The sequence below is a fragment of the Wolbachia endosymbiont strain TRS of Brugia malayi genome (genome assembly GCF_000008385.1).
Lineage (GTDB): Bacteria > Pseudomonadota > Alphaproteobacteria > Rickettsiales > Anaplasmataceae > Wolbachia.
The window spans coordinates 775,142-795,309 of the sequence record NC_006833.1 but is presented as its reverse complement, the minus strand read 5'-3'; the positions used below and the strand labels follow the sequence as shown (position 1 = coordinate 795,309).

The 20,168-nt window shown below is 34.1% G+C and carries 21 protein-coding genes, 1 other RNA gene and 1 pseudogene; 15 read left to right on the top strand and 8 right to left on the bottom strand.

Translation table 11 applies throughout. From position 1 onward, the window contains the following. The first annotated feature begins 7 nt into the window (after nucleotides 1-7). The 12 genes and pseudogenes from leuS to WBM_RS03610 all read left to right on the top strand — a co-directional run bounded on the left by leuS (nucleotide 8) and on the right by WBM_RS03610 (nucleotide 9,552). The gene (gene leuS, locus WBM_RS03650; protein WP_011256803.1) at nucleotides 8-2,605 is read left to right on the top strand and encodes a leucine--tRNA ligase; all 2,598 of its coding nucleotides are present in this window, start codon (nucleotides 8-10) and stop codon (nucleotides 2,603-2,605) included. A 103-nt stretch (nucleotides 2,606-2,708) separates the two neighbouring features. Further along, nucleotides 2,709-2,852 (top strand): hypothetical protein, encoded by a 144-nt coding sequence (locus tag WBM_RS05815; protein WP_160119452.1) that lies wholly within the window; start codon nucleotides 2,709-2,711, stop codon nucleotides 2,850-2,852. A gap of 106 nt (nucleotides 2,853-2,958) precedes the next feature. After that, complete coding sequence (locus WBM_RS05140) at nucleotides 2,959-3,228, top strand: hypothetical protein (protein WP_011256802.1); 270 nt, start codon at nucleotides 2,959-2,961, stop codon at nucleotides 3,226-3,228. Nucleotides 3,229-3,943: 715 nt separating this feature from the next. Further along, nucleotides 3,944-4,165, top strand: coding sequence for a magnesium chelatase domain-containing protein (locus WBM_RS06975; RefSeq protein ID WP_225416140.1), 222 nt, complete (start codon nucleotides 3,944-3,946; stop codon nucleotides 4,163-4,165). A 3-nt stretch (nucleotides 4,166-4,168) separates the two neighbouring features. Then, complete coding sequence (locus WBM_RS06530) at nucleotides 4,169-4,477, top strand: hypothetical protein (protein WP_167896069.1); 309 nt, start codon at nucleotides 4,169-4,171, stop codon at nucleotides 4,475-4,477. Beyond that, nucleotides 4,420-4,797, top strand: a complete 378-nt coding sequence (locus tag WBM_RS06525) for an ATP-binding protein (RefSeq protein WP_225416107.1) — start codon at nucleotides 4,420-4,422, stop codon at nucleotides 4,795-4,797. Before WBM_RS06530 ends, WBM_RS06525 begins: the two co-directional genes overlap by 58 nt. Before the next feature lie 232 nt (nucleotides 4,798-5,029). Next, nucleotides 5,030-5,287 carry a hypothetical protein gene (locus tag WBM_RS06520; RefSeq protein ID WP_225416139.1) on the top strand — a complete coding sequence of 86 codons (258 nt, stop codon included), beginning with the start codon at nucleotides 5,030-5,032 and terminating at the stop codon, nucleotides 5,285-5,287. 86 nt (nucleotides 5,288-5,373) lie between these two features. Next, on the top strand, nucleotides 5,374-5,874 hold the full coding sequence (locus WBM_RS03630) for a hypothetical protein (RefSeq protein ID WP_011256801.1): 501 nt from the start codon (nucleotides 5,374-5,376) through the stop codon (nucleotides 5,872-5,874). A 689-nt stretch (nucleotides 5,875-6,563) separates the two neighbouring features. Continuing rightward, on the top strand, nucleotides 6,564-7,754 hold the full coding sequence (gene ftsZ, locus WBM_RS03625) for a cell division protein FtsZ (protein ID WP_011256800.1): 1,191 nt from the start codon (nucleotides 6,564-6,566) through the stop codon (nucleotides 7,752-7,754). A 110-nt stretch (nucleotides 7,755-7,864) separates the two neighbouring features. Next, a pseudogene (locus tag WBM_RS06515) lies at nucleotides 7,865-8,151 on the top strand (EVE domain-containing protein). 66 nt (nucleotides 8,152-8,217) lie between these two features. Next, nucleotides 8,218-8,670, top strand: coding sequence for an rRNA maturation RNase YbeY (gene ybeY, locus WBM_RS03615; protein ID WP_041571483.1), 453 nt, complete (start codon nucleotides 8,218-8,220; stop codon nucleotides 8,668-8,670). Between the two features lie 93 nt (nucleotides 8,671-8,763). Beyond that, nucleotides 8,764-9,552, top strand: a complete 789-nt coding sequence (locus WBM_RS03610; RefSeq protein ID WP_011256798.1) for a succinate dehydrogenase iron-sulfur subunit — start codon at nucleotides 8,764-8,766, stop codon at nucleotides 9,550-9,552. 3 nt (nucleotides 9,553-9,555) lie between these two features. On the opposite strand, the gene WBM_RS03605 is transcribed toward WBM_RS03610, so the two are convergent. From WBM_RS03605 to WBM_RS03590, 4 genes are read right to left on the bottom strand one after another with little or no spacing between them, the layout of a single operon-like run. Next, a complete protein-coding gene (locus tag WBM_RS03605) occupies nucleotides 9,556-10,692 on the bottom strand; it encodes a hypothetical protein (protein WP_011256797.1) in 1,137 nt (378 codons plus the stop codon). 55 nt (nucleotides 10,693-10,747) lie between these two features. Further along, a complete protein-coding gene (locus WBM_RS03600) occupies nucleotides 10,748-11,527 on the bottom strand; it encodes a GNAT family N-acetyltransferase (protein ID WP_041571482.1) in 780 nt (259 codons plus the stop codon). Further along, nucleotides 11,517-11,999 carry a phosphatidylglycerophosphatase A family protein gene (locus tag WBM_RS03595; protein WP_041571481.1) on the bottom strand — a complete coding sequence of 161 codons (483 nt, stop codon included), beginning with the start codon at nucleotides 11,997-11,999 and terminating at the stop codon, nucleotides 11,517-11,519. The genes WBM_RS03600 and WBM_RS03595 overlap by 11 nt, the downstream gene beginning before the upstream one ends. Before the next feature lie 19 nt (nucleotides 12,000-12,018). Further along, nucleotides 12,019-13,002, bottom strand: a complete 984-nt coding sequence (locus tag WBM_RS03590; protein WP_011256795.1) for an NAD(P)H-dependent glycerol-3-phosphate dehydrogenase — start codon at nucleotides 13,000-13,002, stop codon at nucleotides 12,019-12,021. Nucleotides 13,003-13,324: 322 nt separating this feature from the next. Between WBM_RS03590 and WBM_RS03585 the strand changes: the two genes are divergently transcribed. Beyond that, nucleotides 13,325-14,095 carry a response regulator transcription factor gene (locus tag WBM_RS03585; RefSeq protein WP_011256794.1) on the top strand — a complete coding sequence of 257 codons (771 nt, stop codon included), beginning with the start codon at nucleotides 13,325-13,327 and terminating at the stop codon, nucleotides 14,093-14,095. Nucleotides 14,096-14,140: 45 nt separating this feature from the next. Here WBM_RS03585 and rnpB read toward each other — a convergent pair. The 4 genes from rnpB to WBM_RS05125 form a co-directional block, all read right to left on the bottom strand. Continuing rightward, nucleotides 14,141-14,489: RNase P RNA component class A (gene rnpB, locus WBM_RS05200), an RNA gene on the bottom strand. A gap of 83 nt (nucleotides 14,490-14,572) precedes the next feature. Further along, nucleotides 14,573-14,779: a hypothetical protein gene (locus WBM_RS05135; RefSeq protein ID WP_050707674.1), complete on the bottom strand. Its 207-nt coding sequence runs from the start codon at nucleotides 14,777-14,779 to the stop codon at nucleotides 14,573-14,575. Between the two features lie 174 nt (nucleotides 14,780-14,953). Beyond that, nucleotides 14,954-15,136: a hypothetical protein gene (locus WBM_RS05810; protein ID WP_136132010.1), complete on the bottom strand. Its 183-nt coding sequence runs from the start codon at nucleotides 15,134-15,136 to the stop codon at nucleotides 14,954-14,956. Nucleotides 15,137-15,556: 420 nt separating this feature from the next. Further along, nucleotides 15,557-15,889, bottom strand: coding sequence for a hypothetical protein (locus tag WBM_RS05125; RefSeq protein WP_011256793.1), 333 nt, complete (start codon nucleotides 15,887-15,889; stop codon nucleotides 15,557-15,559). Between the two features lie 2,504 nt (nucleotides 15,890-18,393). Here WBM_RS05125 and nuoE point away from each other — a divergent pair. Both nuoE and tgt read left to right on the top strand, forming a co-directional pair. Then, nucleotides 18,394-18,894, top strand: coding sequence for an NADH-quinone oxidoreductase subunit NuoE (nuoE, locus tag WBM_RS03575; protein ID WP_011256792.1), 501 nt, complete (start codon nucleotides 18,394-18,396; stop codon nucleotides 18,892-18,894). After that, complete coding sequence (gene tgt, locus WBM_RS03570; protein ID WP_011256791.1) at nucleotides 18,895-20,085, top strand: tRNA guanosine(34) transglycosylase Tgt; 1,191 nt, start codon at nucleotides 18,895-18,897, stop codon at nucleotides 20,083-20,085. It abuts the gene before it with no gap. Nucleotides 20,086-20,168: the final 83 nt, after the last annotated feature.

Below are 20,168 nucleotides of genomic sequence, written 5' to 3'. Positions count from 1 at the left end.
GGTTTGTATGAAATATGACTTTAAAAACGTAGAAAAATTTTATCAAGATAGGTGGGATTTTTCTATTGGCAAAAATAATGAACAAGGGAAATGTTACGTATTGGAAATGTTCCCATATCCATCTGGTAAAATTCATATGGGACACCTGCGCAACTATGTAATAGGAGATGTGATAGCACGTTACAAGAGAGCTTGTGGATTTGAAGTTTTGCACCCAATTGGTTGGGACGCATTTGGATTACCAGCTGAAAATGCAGCAAGAGATAACAATGTTAACCCTGCAGCATGGACAAAAGAGAATATAGATAATATGCGTGCACAATTGAAATCTATAGGTCTTTCTTATAATTGGGAACGTGAACTTTCTACATGTGAGGCTGACTATTACAAGCATGAACAAAAGTTTTTCCTGGATTTTTTAAAACAGGGACTTGTCTATCGAAAAAAGTCGTGGGTTAACTGGGATCCAATAGACCAAACAGTGCTTGCAAATGAACAGGTAGTCGATGGAAAAGGGTGGAGATCTGGTGCAATTGTTGAAAAGCGTGAGTTATCCCAATGGTTTTTAAAGATTACTGATTTTGCCGAAGATTTACTTGAGTGCTTGCAAGGCTTAGAGAATTGGCCAGAAAAAGTCAAAATGATGCAAGATCGCTGGATAGGAAAGTCTGAAGGAGTGACTATAGAGTTTAAAATAGTTGGCCTGAATAAGAAGTTAAAGGTTTTTACAACTTGCCCTCATACTTTATTTGGAGCTTCTTTTTGTGCAGTGGCAATAGAACATCCCATTGTGCAAGATCTTATGAGCAAAGAAATACAGGACCTTATCAGTAGCATAAAAATACAGGGGAAAAATAACGAAAAAGTAGGAATTTACACTGGATTAAACGTCAAACATCCATTTCTTGATAAGGAATTGCCGCTTTACGTAGCGAATTTTGTATTGATGGAATATAGAGAAGGCGCGATTTTCGGGTGCCCTGCACATGATCAGCGTGATTTTGAATTTGCACAGGAATATGATTTGCCGATTATTCCGGTTATTTCTTCAGCCCGTTTGGGTATCATTCCAGCTTGTGATCAGGGTTCTTATACTGGATCCCAGTGTCAAGCTACTAGGATGGCAGATGGTCTAAATGAAGAGTATACTAATAATAGTATAATGTTTAACTCTGAGTTCTTAAACGGATTAACGGTCAGTGAAGCGAGGAAAGTAATAGTTGAAAAGCTTGAAGAAAAAGGAATAGGTAAGAAAACAATAAACTATCGTTTGCATGATTGGGGAGTTTCAAGACAGCGTTATTGGGGATGCCCTATACCTGTTATATATTGTAAAAATTGTGGTACTGTTCCAGTGCCAGAAGAAGATCTTCCTGTGACTCTACCAACAGATGTAGACTTTACAAGTGGCGGTAATCCGCTGGATAAACATCCAACTTGGAAGTTTGTTAATTGTCCAAAATGCAAAGAGCAAGCAGAGCGTGAAACTGATACGTTCGACACCTTTTTTGAGTCTTCATGGTATTTTGCTGCATTTTGTAGTGAAAATAAATCCATCGATAAGAATGCATGTAATCGTTTTATGCCTGTTGATTATTATATAGGTGGGATAGAACATGCGATCTTGCATCTGCTTTACTCACGATTTTTCTGTCGTGCTTTGACCAAATGTGGCTATTTTAATGTTAAGGAACCTTTCTCTACTTTAATCACTCAGGGAATGGTCTGCCATGTAACTTACAAAGACAAGAATGGTAAATGGCTGTTTCCTGAAGAAGCAAAAAGATTGATAACACAAGGTGCTAAGATTCAAGTCGGAAAAGTTGAGAAGATGAGTAAATCAAAAAAGAATACAGTTGACCCAAATTTTATCATAGAGAAGTATGGTGCTGATACTGCTCGCTTGTTTGTGCTGTCTGACACTCCTCCGGAGAAAGATATGGAATGGTCTAATGACGGCGTAGAAGGTTGTTCTCGCTATATAAATAAATTATGGCGTATGGTAATGCAATTCAAGCCTGTCGTCATTCTAAATCAATCCCCCGTCAAACAAGTAGCTGACACTGAGATCCAGAAAGAAGACATGTTGTCACATGCTGGAATGATACCAGATAAAAATGTTACAGGTAAGTTTCTAGGATATAGAAAAAAAATACATAAGCTCTTACACGGACTTACAGATGACTTAGAAAACTGCAGGTTGAACTGTGTAGTGGCAAAATTTCGTGAGATGACAAATTTAATAGCTGAAATAGATGTAAAAACTGGAAAATCTCTCATCAATGAGGGTATATGTATACTAATCAGAGTAGTTGAACCGTTTATACCACACCTGGCTGAGAGCTTATGGCGGGAAATAGGAGGTGAAGGTATGCTATATCTGCAACCTTGGCCAAAAGCTGCCAAGTCACTACTGATTGATGATGTGGTGACTGTGGCAGTGCAAATTAATGGAAAATTGCGTGCAACAATTGAGGTGGCAATTAATTTGCATCAAGAAGAATTGAAGCAAATAGCAATAAATTCTGTATCTAATAGGGTCGATCAAAGTAAAGTTCGCGCTGTATATGCTGTTTCAAATAAGATAGTAAATATAGTTACATAAAAAATCTGAATAGTTTATTTAATTTCTTGACTATATCTTTTTTAATATAAGAGATGTATACTTATGCATTATATATTTTTTTTGTATGAAGAGTTGTATAAAAATGAAGAGATTATGTGTTTTAGTTGTATTGCTCACTTTATCTTTAGCGAGTGCAGCTAATGTTGTGGTAGCTGATTTAGAAGGTCAGTACTATGGCTTAAACTTTGGTGCTAGCTGGGATAATAGCTTTATGATGAAAACCTAGTATTTTTTTTAATTATCATCATGATAAGAACTCTAAATTTGAACTTGAGGTTCTCCTACATATTAATAACATCACTGATAAAAATAGGATGATAGGAGCTAGCTTATTGGCAAATTACTGTTTTTATACTGATCTTAATATTAATCCTATTAAACTATATGTTAGTGGAAGCTTGGATGGACATATCCAGCTCGCGCCTAATTTTGTCATTGGTAATCTGGTATTAAGTCCAAGCAAGCCTAAATCTGCAAGTGATCCTAGTTCTAAAAGTAGAGATGGATCTACAGGTAAAGATGAATCTACACAAGTGAGAGTGAATCTGGCTAGTCGAGCGCTGCAATTAATAGCTGCAGAATGTTATCTCATACAAACTTAAGATCGGTGTTGATTATGAGATAGCTCCATATCTAATTGGCACAGTTGGTATTACCATGTACAGTTTTGAAGGTAGGAATTTGTTATCATTTTTAATGCTGGTCAATTTTTAAATGTATAAATGATTTTTGGTATTTTGTATGAAATGGGAAAAAAGGTAAAAACCCCACGGGTGACAAGTTTTTTTTGACCCCTATAATAATTTTAGCTGGCACTGTGATAGTTTGCTGACGCTTAGTTTAAACGCAACTTGGCTGAGTTTAGAAAAATTTAAAGGACGTGTAGCTGTAATAATTTGATATAACCCGCCAATAAACACCTGAGTTTTTTTACTGAATTTTGTTATTGAACCTGCAGGCCAAAAACAAATTGTGATCAAAAATACCTTTGGTGCTATAGTAATAAGGTTGTTGACACTTGTCAAGTCAGTTTCTCGTTTCATCCAATGCATTACCAAAAACTATGCAAAAAGTCTAATGACAGCCCAAGTATGTGAGTTCAAAATATGTGAACTTTGCTTTATAATTCCTTTAATAGATTATATTAATAACTTTATAGAATATGTTGTGATTACAAATATAAATACTGTCGCGCTTCAGGGGATTAACGTAGTAAATGTTAATGCGCAAATTCCATGGCAAATGGTATTTCTGCCTTTAATATTGTTGATTGCCAGATAAAACCATTGCGGAGTTTAAGGAGCACATCAAAGCAGTATTAAATTAATTAATCTACTGCTATATCCTAAAAGAGTCACAGTCAATTTTTCCTATGTAGATTTGCTGAAAGAAGGCAGTCACTATAACTTAACTATTGCTGTTAGACTGCTTGTTATAATGTATATTATACCAGTTGAAGAAATTCAGTCTTATATCATTATGGGTGAGCTTGCCTTTAATGGCAAGGGTATCTCAGTTTCAGAGTTTTGCTGGCGGTAATTAATGCAAGGGAAAAATAAAGGAGTAATTTGCCCTAGGGGAAATGGAGTAGAGGCTTCGTGGGTAAAGAGTGTTTCAGTTTTGGCTATAGAAAAATTAACCAATATCATCAGGCATTTTAAGGGTGAGCAGTTAATTAAACCAGTGATTTTTAGTAAACCAAAAGAAAAGAAATCGATTCCTGATATGAAGGATATCAAAGGCCAAGTTGTGGTAAAAAGGGCAGCTGAAATTGCAGCAGCAGGTAGCGCAATATGCTTCTTATTAGACCTTCCGGTACTGGAAAGTCAATACTTGCTAAACGGTTTATAGGACTGCTGCCTGACTTGACTGAGCAGGTGATGATTGATGTAAACATCATTTTTAGCATAACGCAGGTTGATAATGAGATATTAAAAATAACTAGTTCCTTTCGTGAACCTCATCATTCATGTTCAATACCTGCAATGATAAGAGAAGGAAAAAATGCAAAGCCTAGAGAAATCACCATGACTCATAATGGAATATTGTTCCTTGACGAATTACTGGGGTTTCTGAGACTTGTGCTCGACTCTCTACGTCAACCACTTGAAGATAGAAAAGCTAAGATTTCAAGGGTGAACGCTCACATTACTTATACAGCGCGTTTTTAACTAATCGCTGCAATGGACCCCTGCAGATATGTGTGGTTACTTAGAAAGCACAAGTAGATCATGCAATAGAACCACGAAATGCGGCACGGATTATAAAAACAGAATATCAAAACCATGCTTAATAGAATAGATACGTGCATTGAAGTTCTAATATTAACATACTTTCTCCTAAAACTTACCTAGGGGAGAAAGTACTGTGACAGTATAAGAAAAAAGTAATGGCAGTAAGAAAATTCAACCTGAGCACTATAGTGGGTTAAATATTTGTTGCAATTCAGAAGTAAGTAATGAAACATTAAATAAATTTACCAAATCGAATCAAGCGGGACTAGAATTGCTAAAATACGTGCTGAAAGAAAACTACATTTCCAATCGAGGCTACACACGCATATTAAGAGTTGCAAGAACCATTGTAGGTCTTGCGAAAAGTGAGAAGGTAAAAAGAGCACATATTGCTGAAGCGCTAAATTATAGAATAAGAGTATATTAACAAGCTAATATACTTGACAGGGGGGTTTTTCTTATTATATTACCATTATAAATAAAAATTTAACATTCTATTTAAGGAGTAGAATTATGACAGTAAATATTTTAGAAAATGATTCCTTTATTAAAGCTAATGAAAAAGGATATAAGGATTCTGATAGAGGATTTTGGAGTACAACTAAAGGAATTGCTGACGCGAATTGGCAATACGTATGCCATCATCCATACAAAACAGCTGTGGTTATTCTTGGTACACTTTCAGTGGTAGCGCTTACAGCCGCTTACTTTTTGAGCCCAGCTTATACAGCTTTTATTGGTGTAGCTGGAGCAAAAATTGCAACGCTTGTTAACCCTGCTATTACTGGATTGCCTGCACTTGCAGTTGCTCATCCACTAGTTACTGGTTTAATCGTTGCTGCTTCAGTGGTGGCTTTAATAGCTGCGCCTATATATGCATGGATGAACAGCAGTAAAGCAAGCCAAATTGAGAAAGTACGCGAGTTGCTTAAAGATGAAAAACCAGCGAGCAAGATAGGTGAGCTTAAGGAAATATTTAAAATCTCAACAGAGGAAGAAAAAACGCCTGCGTAGATTAGTGCAACTTTCAGTGAAAAGGGATAGGTCTCTGTCCCTTTTTCTTCTAAATATTTTCTATTTTTTGCATCACTTGGGGTAATACAGTAACTGCATAGGCATTGGGTTTCAGAAATTCAAGTAGCTCATAAAAGTGCAAAAAACTACTTGACAAGCTTTGCTATTTCTCTTACCACGATAGTGAAGCTGTTTTATATAATTTCCCAATCTGTGCAGATTAAAATGATAGGAAGATCTTCTGTTTAGTCTACTATTATTTAATTTTTTGCACTATGTGTACCTTATATCTTTATGAAATTTTAGGTTTTTACCTATACAAGCTGAGATGCACTTATAAAGTGTTGTAAGACATCATTCGATGTCAATTTAGAATAAAGAGTTAGTAACTAGCTACTCTAGTTTTTTTACCTTTTTTTCATCTTAGTAAGTTTCTTAGTATTCATAGCTAAAGGTTATGCTAAGCTATTTTAGCTATAATATCTTATATAGAAAAAGATGCAGACTGTTGAGTAATACTGCTTGTTTAATATTCACCATTTATTAATTGATTATAAATATTAGTATAAATGTTAAAAATAAGTAAATCCGTTTACTATTTATGTCTGTAGGGATGAAAAGTGTTTGCATGTTGTTAAAAAGGTAGTAACTTATTATCAAGTGAATTCACTAAATTTTGAGTAATTTAAATGTCAATTGACCTTAGTTTGCCAGAGCTACCCGTATTATATCCAAGAATCACCGTTGTGGGAGTGGGCGGTGCTGGTGGGAATGCTGTAAACAACATGATCCAGTCTAATTTGCAAGGAGTGAATTTTGTTGTAGCAAATACCGATGCTCAAGCACTAGAAAAATCATTATGTGATAAGAAAATTCAGTTAGGTATTAATTTAACTAAGGGTCTTGGTGCTGGTGCTTTGCCTGATGTTGGCAAGGGTGCAGCAGAAGAGTCAATCGATGAGATTATGGAGCATATAAAAGATAGCCATATGCTTTTCATCACGGCAGGGATGGGTGGTGGCACTGGAACAGGCGCAGCACCAGTAATTGCAAAAGCAACAAGAGAGGCAAGAGCTGGAGTTAAGGATAAAGCGTCAAAAGAAAAAAAGATATTGACTGTTGGAGTTGTAACCAAACCATTTGGCTTTGAAGGTGTGCGCCGTATGCGTATTGCGGAACTTGGGCTTGAAGAATTACAAAAATACGTAGATACGCTTATTGTCATTCCAAACCAAAACTTATTTAGGGTTGCTAATGAAAAAACTACATTCTCTGATGCGTTTAAACTTGCTGACAACGTACTGCATATTGGCATTAGAGGGGTGACTGACTTAATGGTTATGCCAGGGCTCATTAATCTTGATTTTGCTGATATAGAAACAGTAATGAGCGAAATGGGTAAAGCAATGATTGGTACTGGGGAGGCAGAGGGAGAAGATAGAGCTATCAGTGCTGCAGAAGCTGCGATATCTAATCCTTTGCTTGATAATGTGTCAATGAAAGGGGCGCAAGGAATATTGATTAATATTACCGGCGGTGGAGATATGACTCTGTTTGAGGTTGATGCTGCGGCGAATAGAGTGCGCGAAGAAGTAGACGAAAATGCAAATATAATATTTGGTGCTACCTTTGATCAAGCAATGGAAGGAAGAGTGAGGGTCTCTGTTCTTGCAACTGGCATTGATTGTAGCGTTACTCATGATAACAAGCAAGAAACTTCATCTGTAAATCAAGATGAGACTTCAGAGGAGAAAAAGTTCGAGTGGTCTTACAGCCAAACTCTACTTCCAGAGGCAAAACAAGCTGAACAAGTAAGTGAAGGAGTTAAGTGGAGCAGCAATATCTATGATATACCAGCTTATTTAAGAAGAAAGAAGTAATGCAATTTTGGCTACTTAAGTCAAAGCCAAGTAAATTATTCATGGCAAAGATGAAAAGAGAGCAGGTAGTCAGGTGAAGTGGTATATGCAACTATCAACATCAAAATTGTATGAAAACTATGAAATTAGGTGATTTTGCATTTTTTTATCATACAGGTAAAGAGAAAGTGATATTTGGAGTAGTTGAAGTATTTAAAGAACACTATCATGTTAATGGTTCTGGGTTTGGGTTGATAGATGTGAAATTTTCTAAGCCTTTACTTAACCAAGTAACTTTAAGCGATATAAAAAGAAATCCGCTTTAAAAAACATGGTCATTTTAAAACAAACACGCTTATTAATTTTTCCAGTCTCAGAAGTTGAGTGGAATGAAATAATAAAAATGAGTGATGTGTAATACTTGTCATTTCAGTTTCCAAATGATGTCGTTCCAGTGTGTAATATCTTTCTTGGTATATTACTCATGTTAGAAGTGAATATTCTTGATAAGAAGTGGTACAGCATTGTAGAAGATCCAAAGGGCTTTACATTGAACATTATAAATGCCTCTCTCAAAGAGTTGAAAATAGACCAATATAAACCGAATATATCAATCGCTCTTGCTGATGATAATTTGCTGCATCAACTTAATTTAAGATTTAGACAGATGAATAAGCCAACTAATGTGCTATCATTTCCGTGTGAACAATTATCTAGTGAATGCGACTTAGGAGACATAGCTATTTCAATAGACACAGTAAGAAAAGAATCAGATGAGTATCATATACCCATTCCAGCTCATGTTGCACATATGTTAGTGCATGGGTTATTGCATTTACTTGGCTATGATCACCAGAAAAAAGGTGAGGAAGTTGTAATGAAAAATCTGGAAGGTAAGATTTTAGCTTCGCTTGGATACAATATGTGTGCAATTTAAAAGGGATTTAATAAAAATATAGTGGATGATGTTAAAATATGTTATCTACAGAGCAAAAGGGTTTTTAGCTATAGATGATAAAAGATAAGCAATATGGTTCAGTTTTTTTTGCCAAAAAATTCTAAAATTAATAAAAAGGGCAAGGTTTACCCTGCTCCTACTAAAGCGAAAAATGTTAGGAGATTTCAAATTTACCGTTGGTCTGCTGATGACAAAAAAAATCCTAGAGTAGACACGTTTTTCATTGATATGGATAATTGTGGCTCTATGGTGCTTGATGCATTGATAAAAATAAAGGATGAAATAGATCCTACCTTAACTTTTAGACGTTCTTGCAGAGAAGGAATATGTGGGTCTTGTGCTATGAATATTGATGGGACCAATACTCTTGCATGTACTAAATCTATACCAGATATAAAGGGTGATGTAAAAATATATCCATTACCTCATATGTATGTAATAAAAGATCTAGTTTCAGACTTGAGCCAATTTTATGAGCAATATAAGTCAGTTAATCCTTGGTTACAGGCAGATAAGCCTAACCTGCTAAATCAAGAATATTCGCAATCTCCTGAAGATAGAAAAAAACTGGATGGCCTTTCTGATTGTATATTATGTGCTTGCTGCTCGACTGGTTGTCCAAACTATTGGTGGAATAATGATAAATTTTTAGGACCAGCAATACTATTACAAGCTTACAGATGGATTGCTGATAGTCGTGATAATAAAACAGATGAAAGACTTGATGCCTTAAATGACCCATTTAAGTTGTATCGTTGTCATACAATAATGAGTTGCACAAAAACCTGCCCTAAAGGGCTTAATCCAGCAAAAGCAATAGCGAAAATAAAACAGCTTATGGTAGAGAGAAAAGGATTTTAAATTTTATCTTTTGTACTCTTTGTATGCAAAGAGCAAGCCTTCTGAAGCATAGGGTATCGTTAGTATTCTGAATACTTTTCCATTTGTGAGATGGATCGTATCATTATGTGGCCCAAATAGTTTTTTAAACAACTCATGCCTTTGGTTACTAATGGTTTGGAAATCTTCTTTTTCTAAAAGCTTTTTAGGTTCGAATAGATAAAGCATGACTTCATAATAAGTTGGATAAGATACTAAAAATTTTGCGTCAAACTGAAAGGTTTTTACAAAAGCGTTATTGTAAAACTTTAGTTTTTGATTCTTACTATATATTGCGATAGCAATTGGTAGCTCCTCAAGTAAATTTTTCTGTGTAGCTAGATAACTATCTAATTCAGCACGTAACCCCTCTGCATCACTGATATCTTTTCCATACATTACCATACTGCCGGAACTTCGTATTGGAATTTTAATAAAATCAAAGATCTTGCGTTCATTTTTACAAGTGATCACATGCTTTCCTAATTTTGTGTTGTAGACGCTGCTAATGACAGCCAATCTCTGAGAACTGTTTATATATTTATCATAAAACAAATTATGAAACTTTACTTTTTTATTTTCATCATATTTTAGTATTGGAAACGGCAAAGAGTTGAAAATATTTCTATAATTCTCTATTTCTTGTGTGAGCTTATTATTTTCTAACTCAAGTGCATTGGCTTTTATCTTGTAGTCTGAGATATTTCTTATCCACAACAGCACACCAATCACTTTGTTAAAATCGTCTATTATGCTTCTACCATAACACATACAATAAACTTCACCGTCTTTTGACTTTAAATCCAAAGTGAAAGATTTATTTATTTCCTTTGCTTCGGTGAAATTTTTAATTAAGCTTTCCGATTGCTCAAAAAAGTTTACGAACTCATTGAATGAGTAAAAAACAGTATTAAGTAAAATTAATAAGTTAGGAGAAAATTTTTCTATGCGTTTTTTTGCATCCCAAATGTAAAACCCATCATCTACAGTATCAATTAAATTATTTATTATAATATTTTGGTGTTGTAGGCTCTTAATTTTATTATCCACTTTCAATTTAGAATAAGAAAGAAAGAATAATATTAAAATTAACAATAAAACTACTTCGTACAGAAAAAACATAGTACCTTTAAAACAGACGTAAAAATTTATAACCTCTTGGTAAGGGTATGTTAAGTTACGCTGAAGAAGTGTACAAGTAAAGATTGCCTAATATCTGAAAACCCAATCTCTTATAAAGGTTGACAGAAGGTTTCATGCAATGTGCTACTACATGTTTGCATTCAAGCTGCTGAATTATTTTGATTCTATCTAAAACCATTTGTGTACCTATCCCACGATTTCTATAAATTGGCAAAACTCCATCACTGTAAAAACCGGCTACGCTGTCTTGAATATAAAAGCCGCATGTTCCAATAATTTCATCGTTTAGTGTTACAAGAAAAAATCTTAATCCTGAGTTTTTATCATCATAATTTGATAATCCGCGAAAAAATGTGCTAACAATTCCAATACTGTGGTGAAAAATCTTAGAAGTATATGAATCTAGCTGTTTTAAGAGGTTGCTACTAGTTACAGCGTTCAACTTTAAGCCTGGAACAACATCAGCGGGCAAGAAGTAATTTTTCATGTTAAGTAAAACTTTTTTTGGTGTGCTGACGTGTTTTATTCCACACTTTTCTAAAATGCCCTGTGTCTTTGTATGCGAATTCATTACCCATGTTGCTTCTATATTTCTTGCTCTAAGATAATCTAAAGTTTTTTGTACAGAAAGCTCAGTACATTGGTCTTCACAAAACACAAAATTGAATAATGACTCTCTAGTACCATTTATTGTGAATGTAACATTATCGAATTTGTCATGCACTTCCCACTTAGATAAATTTGCTGCATAAAGTATATAATCCTTTAGATTTTGAATAACTAAGCTTGAATAGTAAATTTTCTTATCCCGCATACACAGACAATAGACAATAAAAAGCCCCTATAGGAACACAGGCTAAAATTGCAGCTATAATATCATCCAGCATAATGCCTAGAGGACCTTTGATATTTTTATCAATCAAATTTATAGGCCACGTTTTTATTATATCAAAAAACCTAAAGAAAAGAAAGCACAACAGCAATAAAGGGCAACTCACCTCTTGGTTTAGCAATACTGAAATTAGAAATATTGTCAGAAATTGACCAACTACTTCATCAATCACTACCTCCTTTGGATCATGTGAAGTCTGGTAATGTTTTATATAATTATCTGTGGACCACAATCCGATTAAGAATAAGAAAAGGATAATTGCTGCACCTAAAATTTTGTCACTTAGTACTAGGAGAACAATTGGGTAAGCAGCTAAGCTGCCTACAGTGCCTGGCATTTTTTTTACTGTCCCAGATAGCCACCATGTTGATATCAATTTATATAAAAATTTCACAGTACACAAAACTATAAAATTAACCTACAAAAACGGAAATAGTATCCTCTATAGATGCACTTTCATACAATAATCTATATACTGCTTCACATATAGGCATTTTTATCTTTAGTTTCTCTGCTAAATTAAATGCAGATTGAGCGGTACTAAAACCTTCAATCACTGACTTACCCTCTGACAGAGTCTGCTGAGCATCAAAGCTATTGTTACTACTACCTATTTTAAACCCAAAGGACAGGTTTCTTGAATTTAAGGATGTACATGTCATAATTAGGTCACCCAGACATGCAGGTCCAAGTAGCGTATCTATGTCTATACTAACGCTATCTGTTTTTGCTAGATATAAGGTCTTTACTTCATTCATGCTTTTTGTTACCAGTGCTGCGTGGGCATTAAATCCAAGTTTTTTACCCAGAACAATTCCACATGCTATAGCAAAAACGTTCTTTAGTGCTGCGCAGATCTGTACTCCTACAACATCGCTACTGAAGTGCAATTTTATGTTTTCCTGCTGTAGTTCTGATATTAGCTTTGAACCTAATGTGTCATCTTGACATGCAAGAACCATTGAATATGGTAATTTTTTTGCAACTTCTATAGCGAAACTTGGACCTGAAAAAATAGCAACCGGATTGTTAGGTAAAACTTCATTTACTATTTCACTTGGTAGTTTTAATGTAGATTTTTCTATCCCTTTACAGGCTAAAATTATTGCTACATCTTTTTTTAAGTTACAATCGTGTAATTGCTGACATACTTTCCTAAGAGACTGAGTAGGAACAGCAAAAATCATTGCTGAAGCGTTAACTGTTTCTTTAATAGCCAATTTTACTGATACGTTTTCAGGAATTTGACAGCCTAATAATTTGTCGCTTTCTCTTGTTCTGCTAATTGATTCAAATGTGGTTTTATTGTGAGTCCATAGAATTACATTTTGCTTACCACTCAGTGAATTTGCAATTGCTGTACCCCATGCACCAGCACCTAAAATTGATATTGTCACACAGTGTTCCTGGAAAGTATTACTTATACTTTAGAATAGCAGAATAAGTAAATTAAAAATATAATATAGGTTATAAGATAGTTAAATATTTATTAACCTAAGTATTCTTTTAATAGCAACAACTTTAGTTCAATGTTTACTAAAAACAGTGTTATTTTTATGATATATATTATATCTATTATATTTTAGATCTGTTGATATAATTTTGAAATGATATGTTTACTGTTAGTAATTTTGGCCGTTTATCAATAAAAGTTTGATTTGTTACTTTCCTTAGTTATATATATTACTAAAATTATAAATTATTTACGGGGTGTAAAATATGCGTATATTACTAATTGAAGATGATCAAGTCAGTGCAAAGACTGTAGTTAACGCTTTGACTTCTGATGGGCACTTTTGTGATGTTGTAACTTCTGCGCAAGACTACAACAACAATATGGTTTCCTCAAATGGAGATCACTATGACCTAGTTATTCTAGATATACACTTACCTGGTGATATTGATGGGTATGATATACTGTTAAGGTTAAGAAGTGCAAAGATTAAAGTTCCTGTCTTGATACTTTCATGTATATCTGCTGTTAATCATAAAGCTAAGGGACTTGGGTACGGTGCTGATGACTACTTAACTAAACCATTTCATAAGAGTGAGCTACTTGCTCGAATAAAAGCAATAGTACGTCGTACTAAAGGCCATCCTGAGTCAGTGATAAAGATTGGTAATATAAACATCAATTTTGATCACAGGGTTGTTGAGGTAAAAGGTAAAACAGTTCACCTTACTAATAAAGAATATTCTATGATAGAATTGCTAGCGTTACGTAAAGGAACAGTATTAACAAAAGAAATGTTTTTAGATCATCTTTATAACGGCTTAGATGAACCTTCAGATAATAAGATAGTTGATGTCTTTATGTGCAAATTGCGCAAGAAACTTGAAAGTGCAAATGATGGAAAAAGCCACATAGAAACCGTTTGGGGCAGGGGTTATGTCCTGAAAGAGTATGTTGATGAGGAAGAGTATTCCAGTATTAATGTAGGGGAAAATAGTAGTGACTATCAAGCAGAACAGGTTAAGGACAATGCATAAAGTGCTTGCATGTTTTTAAGTATAGCGTGACCTATGTTTATATGAATGTCTAGGTGAAATATAAGCCGAGTTCTGTTTATGTAGCTATTTATCTAGAGTAAATGTTACCATTTACTGCATGCGATTTACCCGAGTAGATATGAAGAAAACATAAAGTCTACTCTTATTTAATCTTGCTCCTAATGTTGGTTACTTGACTACCAATGTTGCCATTGCTATGGTGTGCTCTTACCACACCTTTTCACCCTTACCTAAGAATATTTAGGCGGTAATTTTCTGTAGTCCTATAACTGGAGTTACCTCCGGCGGGTGTTACCCGTCACTATTTTTCCTTGGAGCCCGGACTTTCCTCTGCTGTGTTTACCACACAACAGCAGCTACTTATTTCACCTAGAAATTATATTTTAACATGAAAATCATGAAAGTAAAATAATTTCCCTACTAGTCAATGGTATGCTATTAAACATCAAGCGATAGCTAGAGATGATGTCCTGATATATCATTGCTGTCACAAGATAATCTTCTAGACTCTAAACTTCTACTGCTTACAGGTGATGAACTGCTTAATTGGCTACTGCTTTCTACTGATATGCCATTTAGCACTATTTCAGGACTGCTTGTTCTGCTGTTACTGATAAAAAATTCCTTATTGCTATTTGAATGTGATTGATTTTCATAATCCAAATTAGCTAATTCTGATACAAGAATGGTATTGCAATGGCGGTATTCTTTTACGTATTTGTATACTATAAATCCTCCTTATTATTCCAATAAAACTTACTGCTCCAAATACAGATCCAACTTGCCTCATTAGGTTTACCTGCTATACACGTCAAGCGGTTGTATAGAAGGGATGGATTAAGGAAATAAAGTCGTAATAAATATAGGAGTTGTTGATTCTTTTATTCTTCTAGTACTTGGTATAGTAAATAATGTTTGTGTAGTTTCCTCTAAATTTGTTATTGAAACGTGAGTTGACGTTGTTACTTGTTCAGTTACTGTTGTTGTTTGTGAGGTAACAGCTACTGTTATAGGTTCCATTGTTGTAGACTTTTCAGTACTTGTTTAAGTTGTTAATTCTGTTGTTGAAGGCTAAGTAGCCTCTACAGCGTCAGCTTTTATTGTATCAGTAATTGCAGTGGTTGGCGTTTTCGTAGAAGTCTCAACTTTCTCTGTATTAGTTTATAGGGGCAAAGGTAATGCTGGAAATAATGCTGTGCGTAAATTGACCGTTAATGATACTAACAAAATTGCTGAGAACTTTAATACTATTTGTTGGTATTATTATTACCTTGTTAATGTTTTTCAGAGTTTTTATGACTAAAAATTATGATATTTTCCCACTGATTGCGGTTATAGTAAAATTGTCTTGGCCACTATCTTTAATGTACAATTGCCCTACATAATCTTCAAATTCATAATCAAGAAAGTTCAATATTGATCCATTTTTAAATATAGTTACTATACGTACCTCTGCTTGTTAGTTGATTGGTAGTTTTCAAGAAAAGCAACTAGATCTTTGTCTTTAGTTTGCTTCGCGTACTGTAAAAAGCTTATTTCATGTTCACTAGGGAAAGATGACGTTTTATTTATTTGACCGTTTCTATTACCAAGTAAAAAGTCGTTAACTCCTTTTTCATCCTTCAGATCCTTAATTACTTCAGCCACATTAAATTTAAAAATGTGCGTTTTCTTACTTCTTAATTCCCAATAATTCTTTTCCTCACTTGTGAATAGAGCATTGTATTTTCGTTTAATGCAATTTACCCCGCCGCGGATGTTAAACTTGAACAATTTCCTTTCTATAATCTTATTTTTTCTATCTGATACTTTAAATTTTCCATTCTTGTCTGATTTTAAATACTAAGAGACTAAAGTTTGGTCTTTAAATTATGGGCAATTACAATAATATTGCATTATCACCCTTAACTGCCTTTGGTTAGAGGAATTACTGCCTTTATTTGCAAGACTGCTACTATTGATATTTTTTTTAGTTTAGCTTTACCTAAACCTTCAACTGAAGGAGCATTGGTTGACTGCTTAATTTTGTAAGTGTCCAACATTAAACCTTTGATGTATTTTTTCCCTTCTTCGAGAAAGATAACCACAACTTTATCTATTTCGGCTGAATCTTCTATTAATGTAAGGTTAGTTGGTCTTTGAGTTCATTTGCTATGTTGATACTTGTATCACACTTGTATTTTTTTGGTTAAGATAAAGGGCTGGTAAGTAATTTTACCTTGCTGCTTCCATTGCTGTTATCTTGATAGCTAAGTCCATAAGCAACTCCGTTATCCTCGATCAACCCTGCGTTTTGGGGTTAGAATCTATTGCTTCTTTAACTTCTGTGTATTCGAGTTAATTTCGAGTAACTTCTTAATATAAATATAGTTTTATATAATTTTTTAATAAAAAGAATTATTATATTACTATTTTAATATAACAATATCGATAAAAGTACTAACTAAGATTAATAAATCAATTCCTTATTTCAATATTCTGAGGCAGTATATTAGAAGCTAGACTTCCTGCATTACCTACTCATCTAAGTACAACCATTATAGCTGTCATCCAAGTGGCTAGCTAGTGTCTAGTTTTTTTAGCATATATAGAAAGGATTAAGTGCAAAAACTACCTGACAAACCTCGCTAGCCCCCTTATCCCGATACTGGAGGTATTAAGTTACCTTCAATCTGTGCAGATTAAAATAATAAAGTGTTATATAGTTAGCATCTTATGTTTAATTTTTTGCACTATATGTACCTTATGTCTTCACAATATTTCTAATTTTTTACCTATATAAGTTGAAACTCGCTTATAAAGCGTTTAGGACAGTATAATATACTAATTTGCAGGATTAGAGAGTAAATACTATCACCATAATATATCTTTTGCCTTTTTTTTGCCTAGTAAATTTCTAAAACATTTATGACTAAAGGTTAGTTGCAATAAAAAACAACTAAGTCGCGATTACTAAGTATTTAAAACATAAAAAAACGCTAGTGTTTTTAAATAGATATTAACTAGGGCTTCTTTTGTCTTTTTCTTACTTGGTGGATTTCTTAAATATTTGTAGCTGAAAATTTACTGACAACAGCTGCTTATTGGTGCCGCGGCGGTATAACGTCTAGTCTGCGTTAGCTACAGATAAGTAAATTGCCTTTTTTCTGCTGAGTTTGAGTTACGCAAGAAGTCTACTGGACCACTCGCAATTTTTGCAGGTAGTTATATAGTTTGAGTTAGATATACTTCTTGACAGCAATCGTGTATCATTCTATAATGAGTATACTTGCAGTACGAGGTTATATGGGCCTTTTTAGCAGCATTAAAGAATTCTTTAGCCCTAGAGTGAGCCAAATTATTGGCCTAGAGATAAACTTGAAGCTGAAATAAGTAAAGTTCTTTCTGATAAATATATTTATAATGTTGAGAGAAGTAATTTAACAGTAAAGGTACTTCATAAAAATCTTAAAGATGAGAAACTAAAAGATATTGAAGACACTACCAACAATGCTTTAAAAAGATGCTGTAGGTTTTTTGATATTCAAGTTAACGATTATGTAAGTTTCCTTATTTTTATGCTGGAGAATGGGAACTAACTTGCTGGGTTTTGAAAAAGTATATGACTTTGATCTACCAAAACTTGAACTGGATTGACAGTTAATAACAACTACCTTCAGTATAAGGAGCTTTTAAAATCTTCAGCTTCAAATATGTCTTTCTTTCTTAATGACAGTAGAGTGATTACGTTAAATATCATATTTTTCATGAATTTACCCATTGTATTCAGTTTCTTAAGTTTTATCAGCCAGTAATTGAGGATTTTCCGCCAAAACTTCAATTACCAGTTTTTAAAGAAACTGCAGACTTTATGGCGTGTGAGAAAACATATAGTGGGCTTGAAAAAAGCTATATGTAAGTCTCGTTTTGAGCAGGGGTTGATAAGGTTATAAATCCGAACACTTAAGTTTATACAATATATATTATGGTTATTATGATCAAACACATGATAATCCTTAATAAACAGGGATTATAGTATCAAAATACTTGAATGATCAGCATTCTGAGGCGATTGTTAAACAATTTTACTGCACTGCATAAGGAGATTATAAGTGTTACCATGATCTGCAAAATGAAATATAAGAAATGAGTAGAAACAAAGAGTTCACAGACTGGGTAAATAAATAATATCACTCTGCAGATAGTATGATGCTATAGAACGCTGTTTCTCAAAAATCAGCAATTGCAATTGTTAGCTCTTCAAGTATAATCTATTGAGATTTACATGAGCTTTACAGATGAAAGGAAAAGAAGAGCAGTTTAGTTTTACATCAGAAAATCTCAAAAAAGCAAAAAAATTTATAGAGGTGTACCCAAAAGGCAAAGAAGGGAGTGCTGTTATGCCTTTACTATATCTTGTTCAAGAGCAATGTGGATGGGTTCCTGAACCCGCTATGTGCTACGTTGCTGACATGCTGCATATTCCACATATTCGTGTATATGAAGTGGCAAATTTTTATACCATGTATAATTTAAAACCAGTGGGTAAATATCTGATACGAGTTTGTAGGACAACTCCCTGCTGGTTATGCAGTAGTGAAGAAATTTTAAATACCTTTAAAAAGAAACTTGGAATTAACATAGGTGAAACTACTAAGGACAATCTGTTCACTTTAAAAGAAGTTGAGTGCTTTGGTGCGTGTGTCAATGCTCCTGTTGTGCAGATCAATAATGATTTTTATGAAAATCTTACTCCTGAAAAAGTAGAAAGCATTATAGCAGAACTTTCTAATAAATAGATGAGAGGAGACTTTGCATTCAAGATAATTAAACAATCAAATTCTGCAAGAGCTGGAACAATTAAAACTCCGAGTGGAAACATAGAAACACCAGCATTTATATTTTGTGCAACAAGAGCTGCAATTAAAGCTGCGGATATCGAAAGGATCAGTGAAGCAGGTACTCAAATAATACTTTCTAACACCTATCATCTAATGCTCCAACCAGGGGAGAATACTGTTGCAAAACTTGGTGGTCTGCGCAAGATGATGGGATGGAATGGGCCAATGCTAACTGACTCAGGTGGATACCAGATATTTAGTTTGGGACACGGGTCAGTTTCGGAAGAGATAAAGGGAATAAGAAAAAAACAAAAAACTCTGATTAAAATTGATGAGGATGGGGCAATTTTTCGTTCTTACATTAATGGTAAAGCTTACTGTTTAACTCCTGAGAGATCTATACAAATTCAGCAGAAATTAGGTGCAGACTTAATTCTAGTTTTAGATGAATGCACTCCGTTTCACGTCAGCAAAGAATACACAAGAAGATCAATGCTCATGAGTCACAAGTGGGCTGAGCGTTCTTTGAATGAATTTGGAAAAGATGATAATGGCAAACAAGCGCTGTATGGAATTAGCCAAGGCGGAGTATACCGAGATTTGCGTAGAGAAAGCTGTTATTTTATTAATAATTTACCATTTTTTGGTCAAGCAATAGGTGGATCGCTTGGTCGAAGTAAAGAACAGATGTATGATGTAGTTTCCTTTACTATGGAGCACTTAAAAAAAGATAGGCCTACTCATTTACTTGGTATTGGTAGAATTGTGGATATTTTTTATGCAGTAGAGGCTGGAATTGATACATTTGATTGCGTACATCCAACCCGCTTGGCAAGACATGGTGGTGCACTTATTAAAGTGAAAAATAGAAATACCATTTCTTCAAGGTACAAAGAGCATATTAATTTGCGAAATCAACAATTTGAACTAGACGGTAATCCAATTGAGGGTGATTGTTTATGTTTTACCTGCAGAAAATATTCGAGAGCTTATATACATCATTTATTGAAAACTAAAGAACTGCTAGCCTATACTCTCATTACCATTCACAATGTTTTCTTTATGAATAAATTGATGAAGTCGATAAGACAAGCAATATTAGATGATAGGCTGGATCAGGAGAAAAGTAATTGGGTTGGTGAAGTATAGTTAGTTGACTATGAAGTATAAAAACATAGCAGTTTTCTGTGATTTAAGTATAATTCTAACTTTACCTAATTAAAAAGATGAAT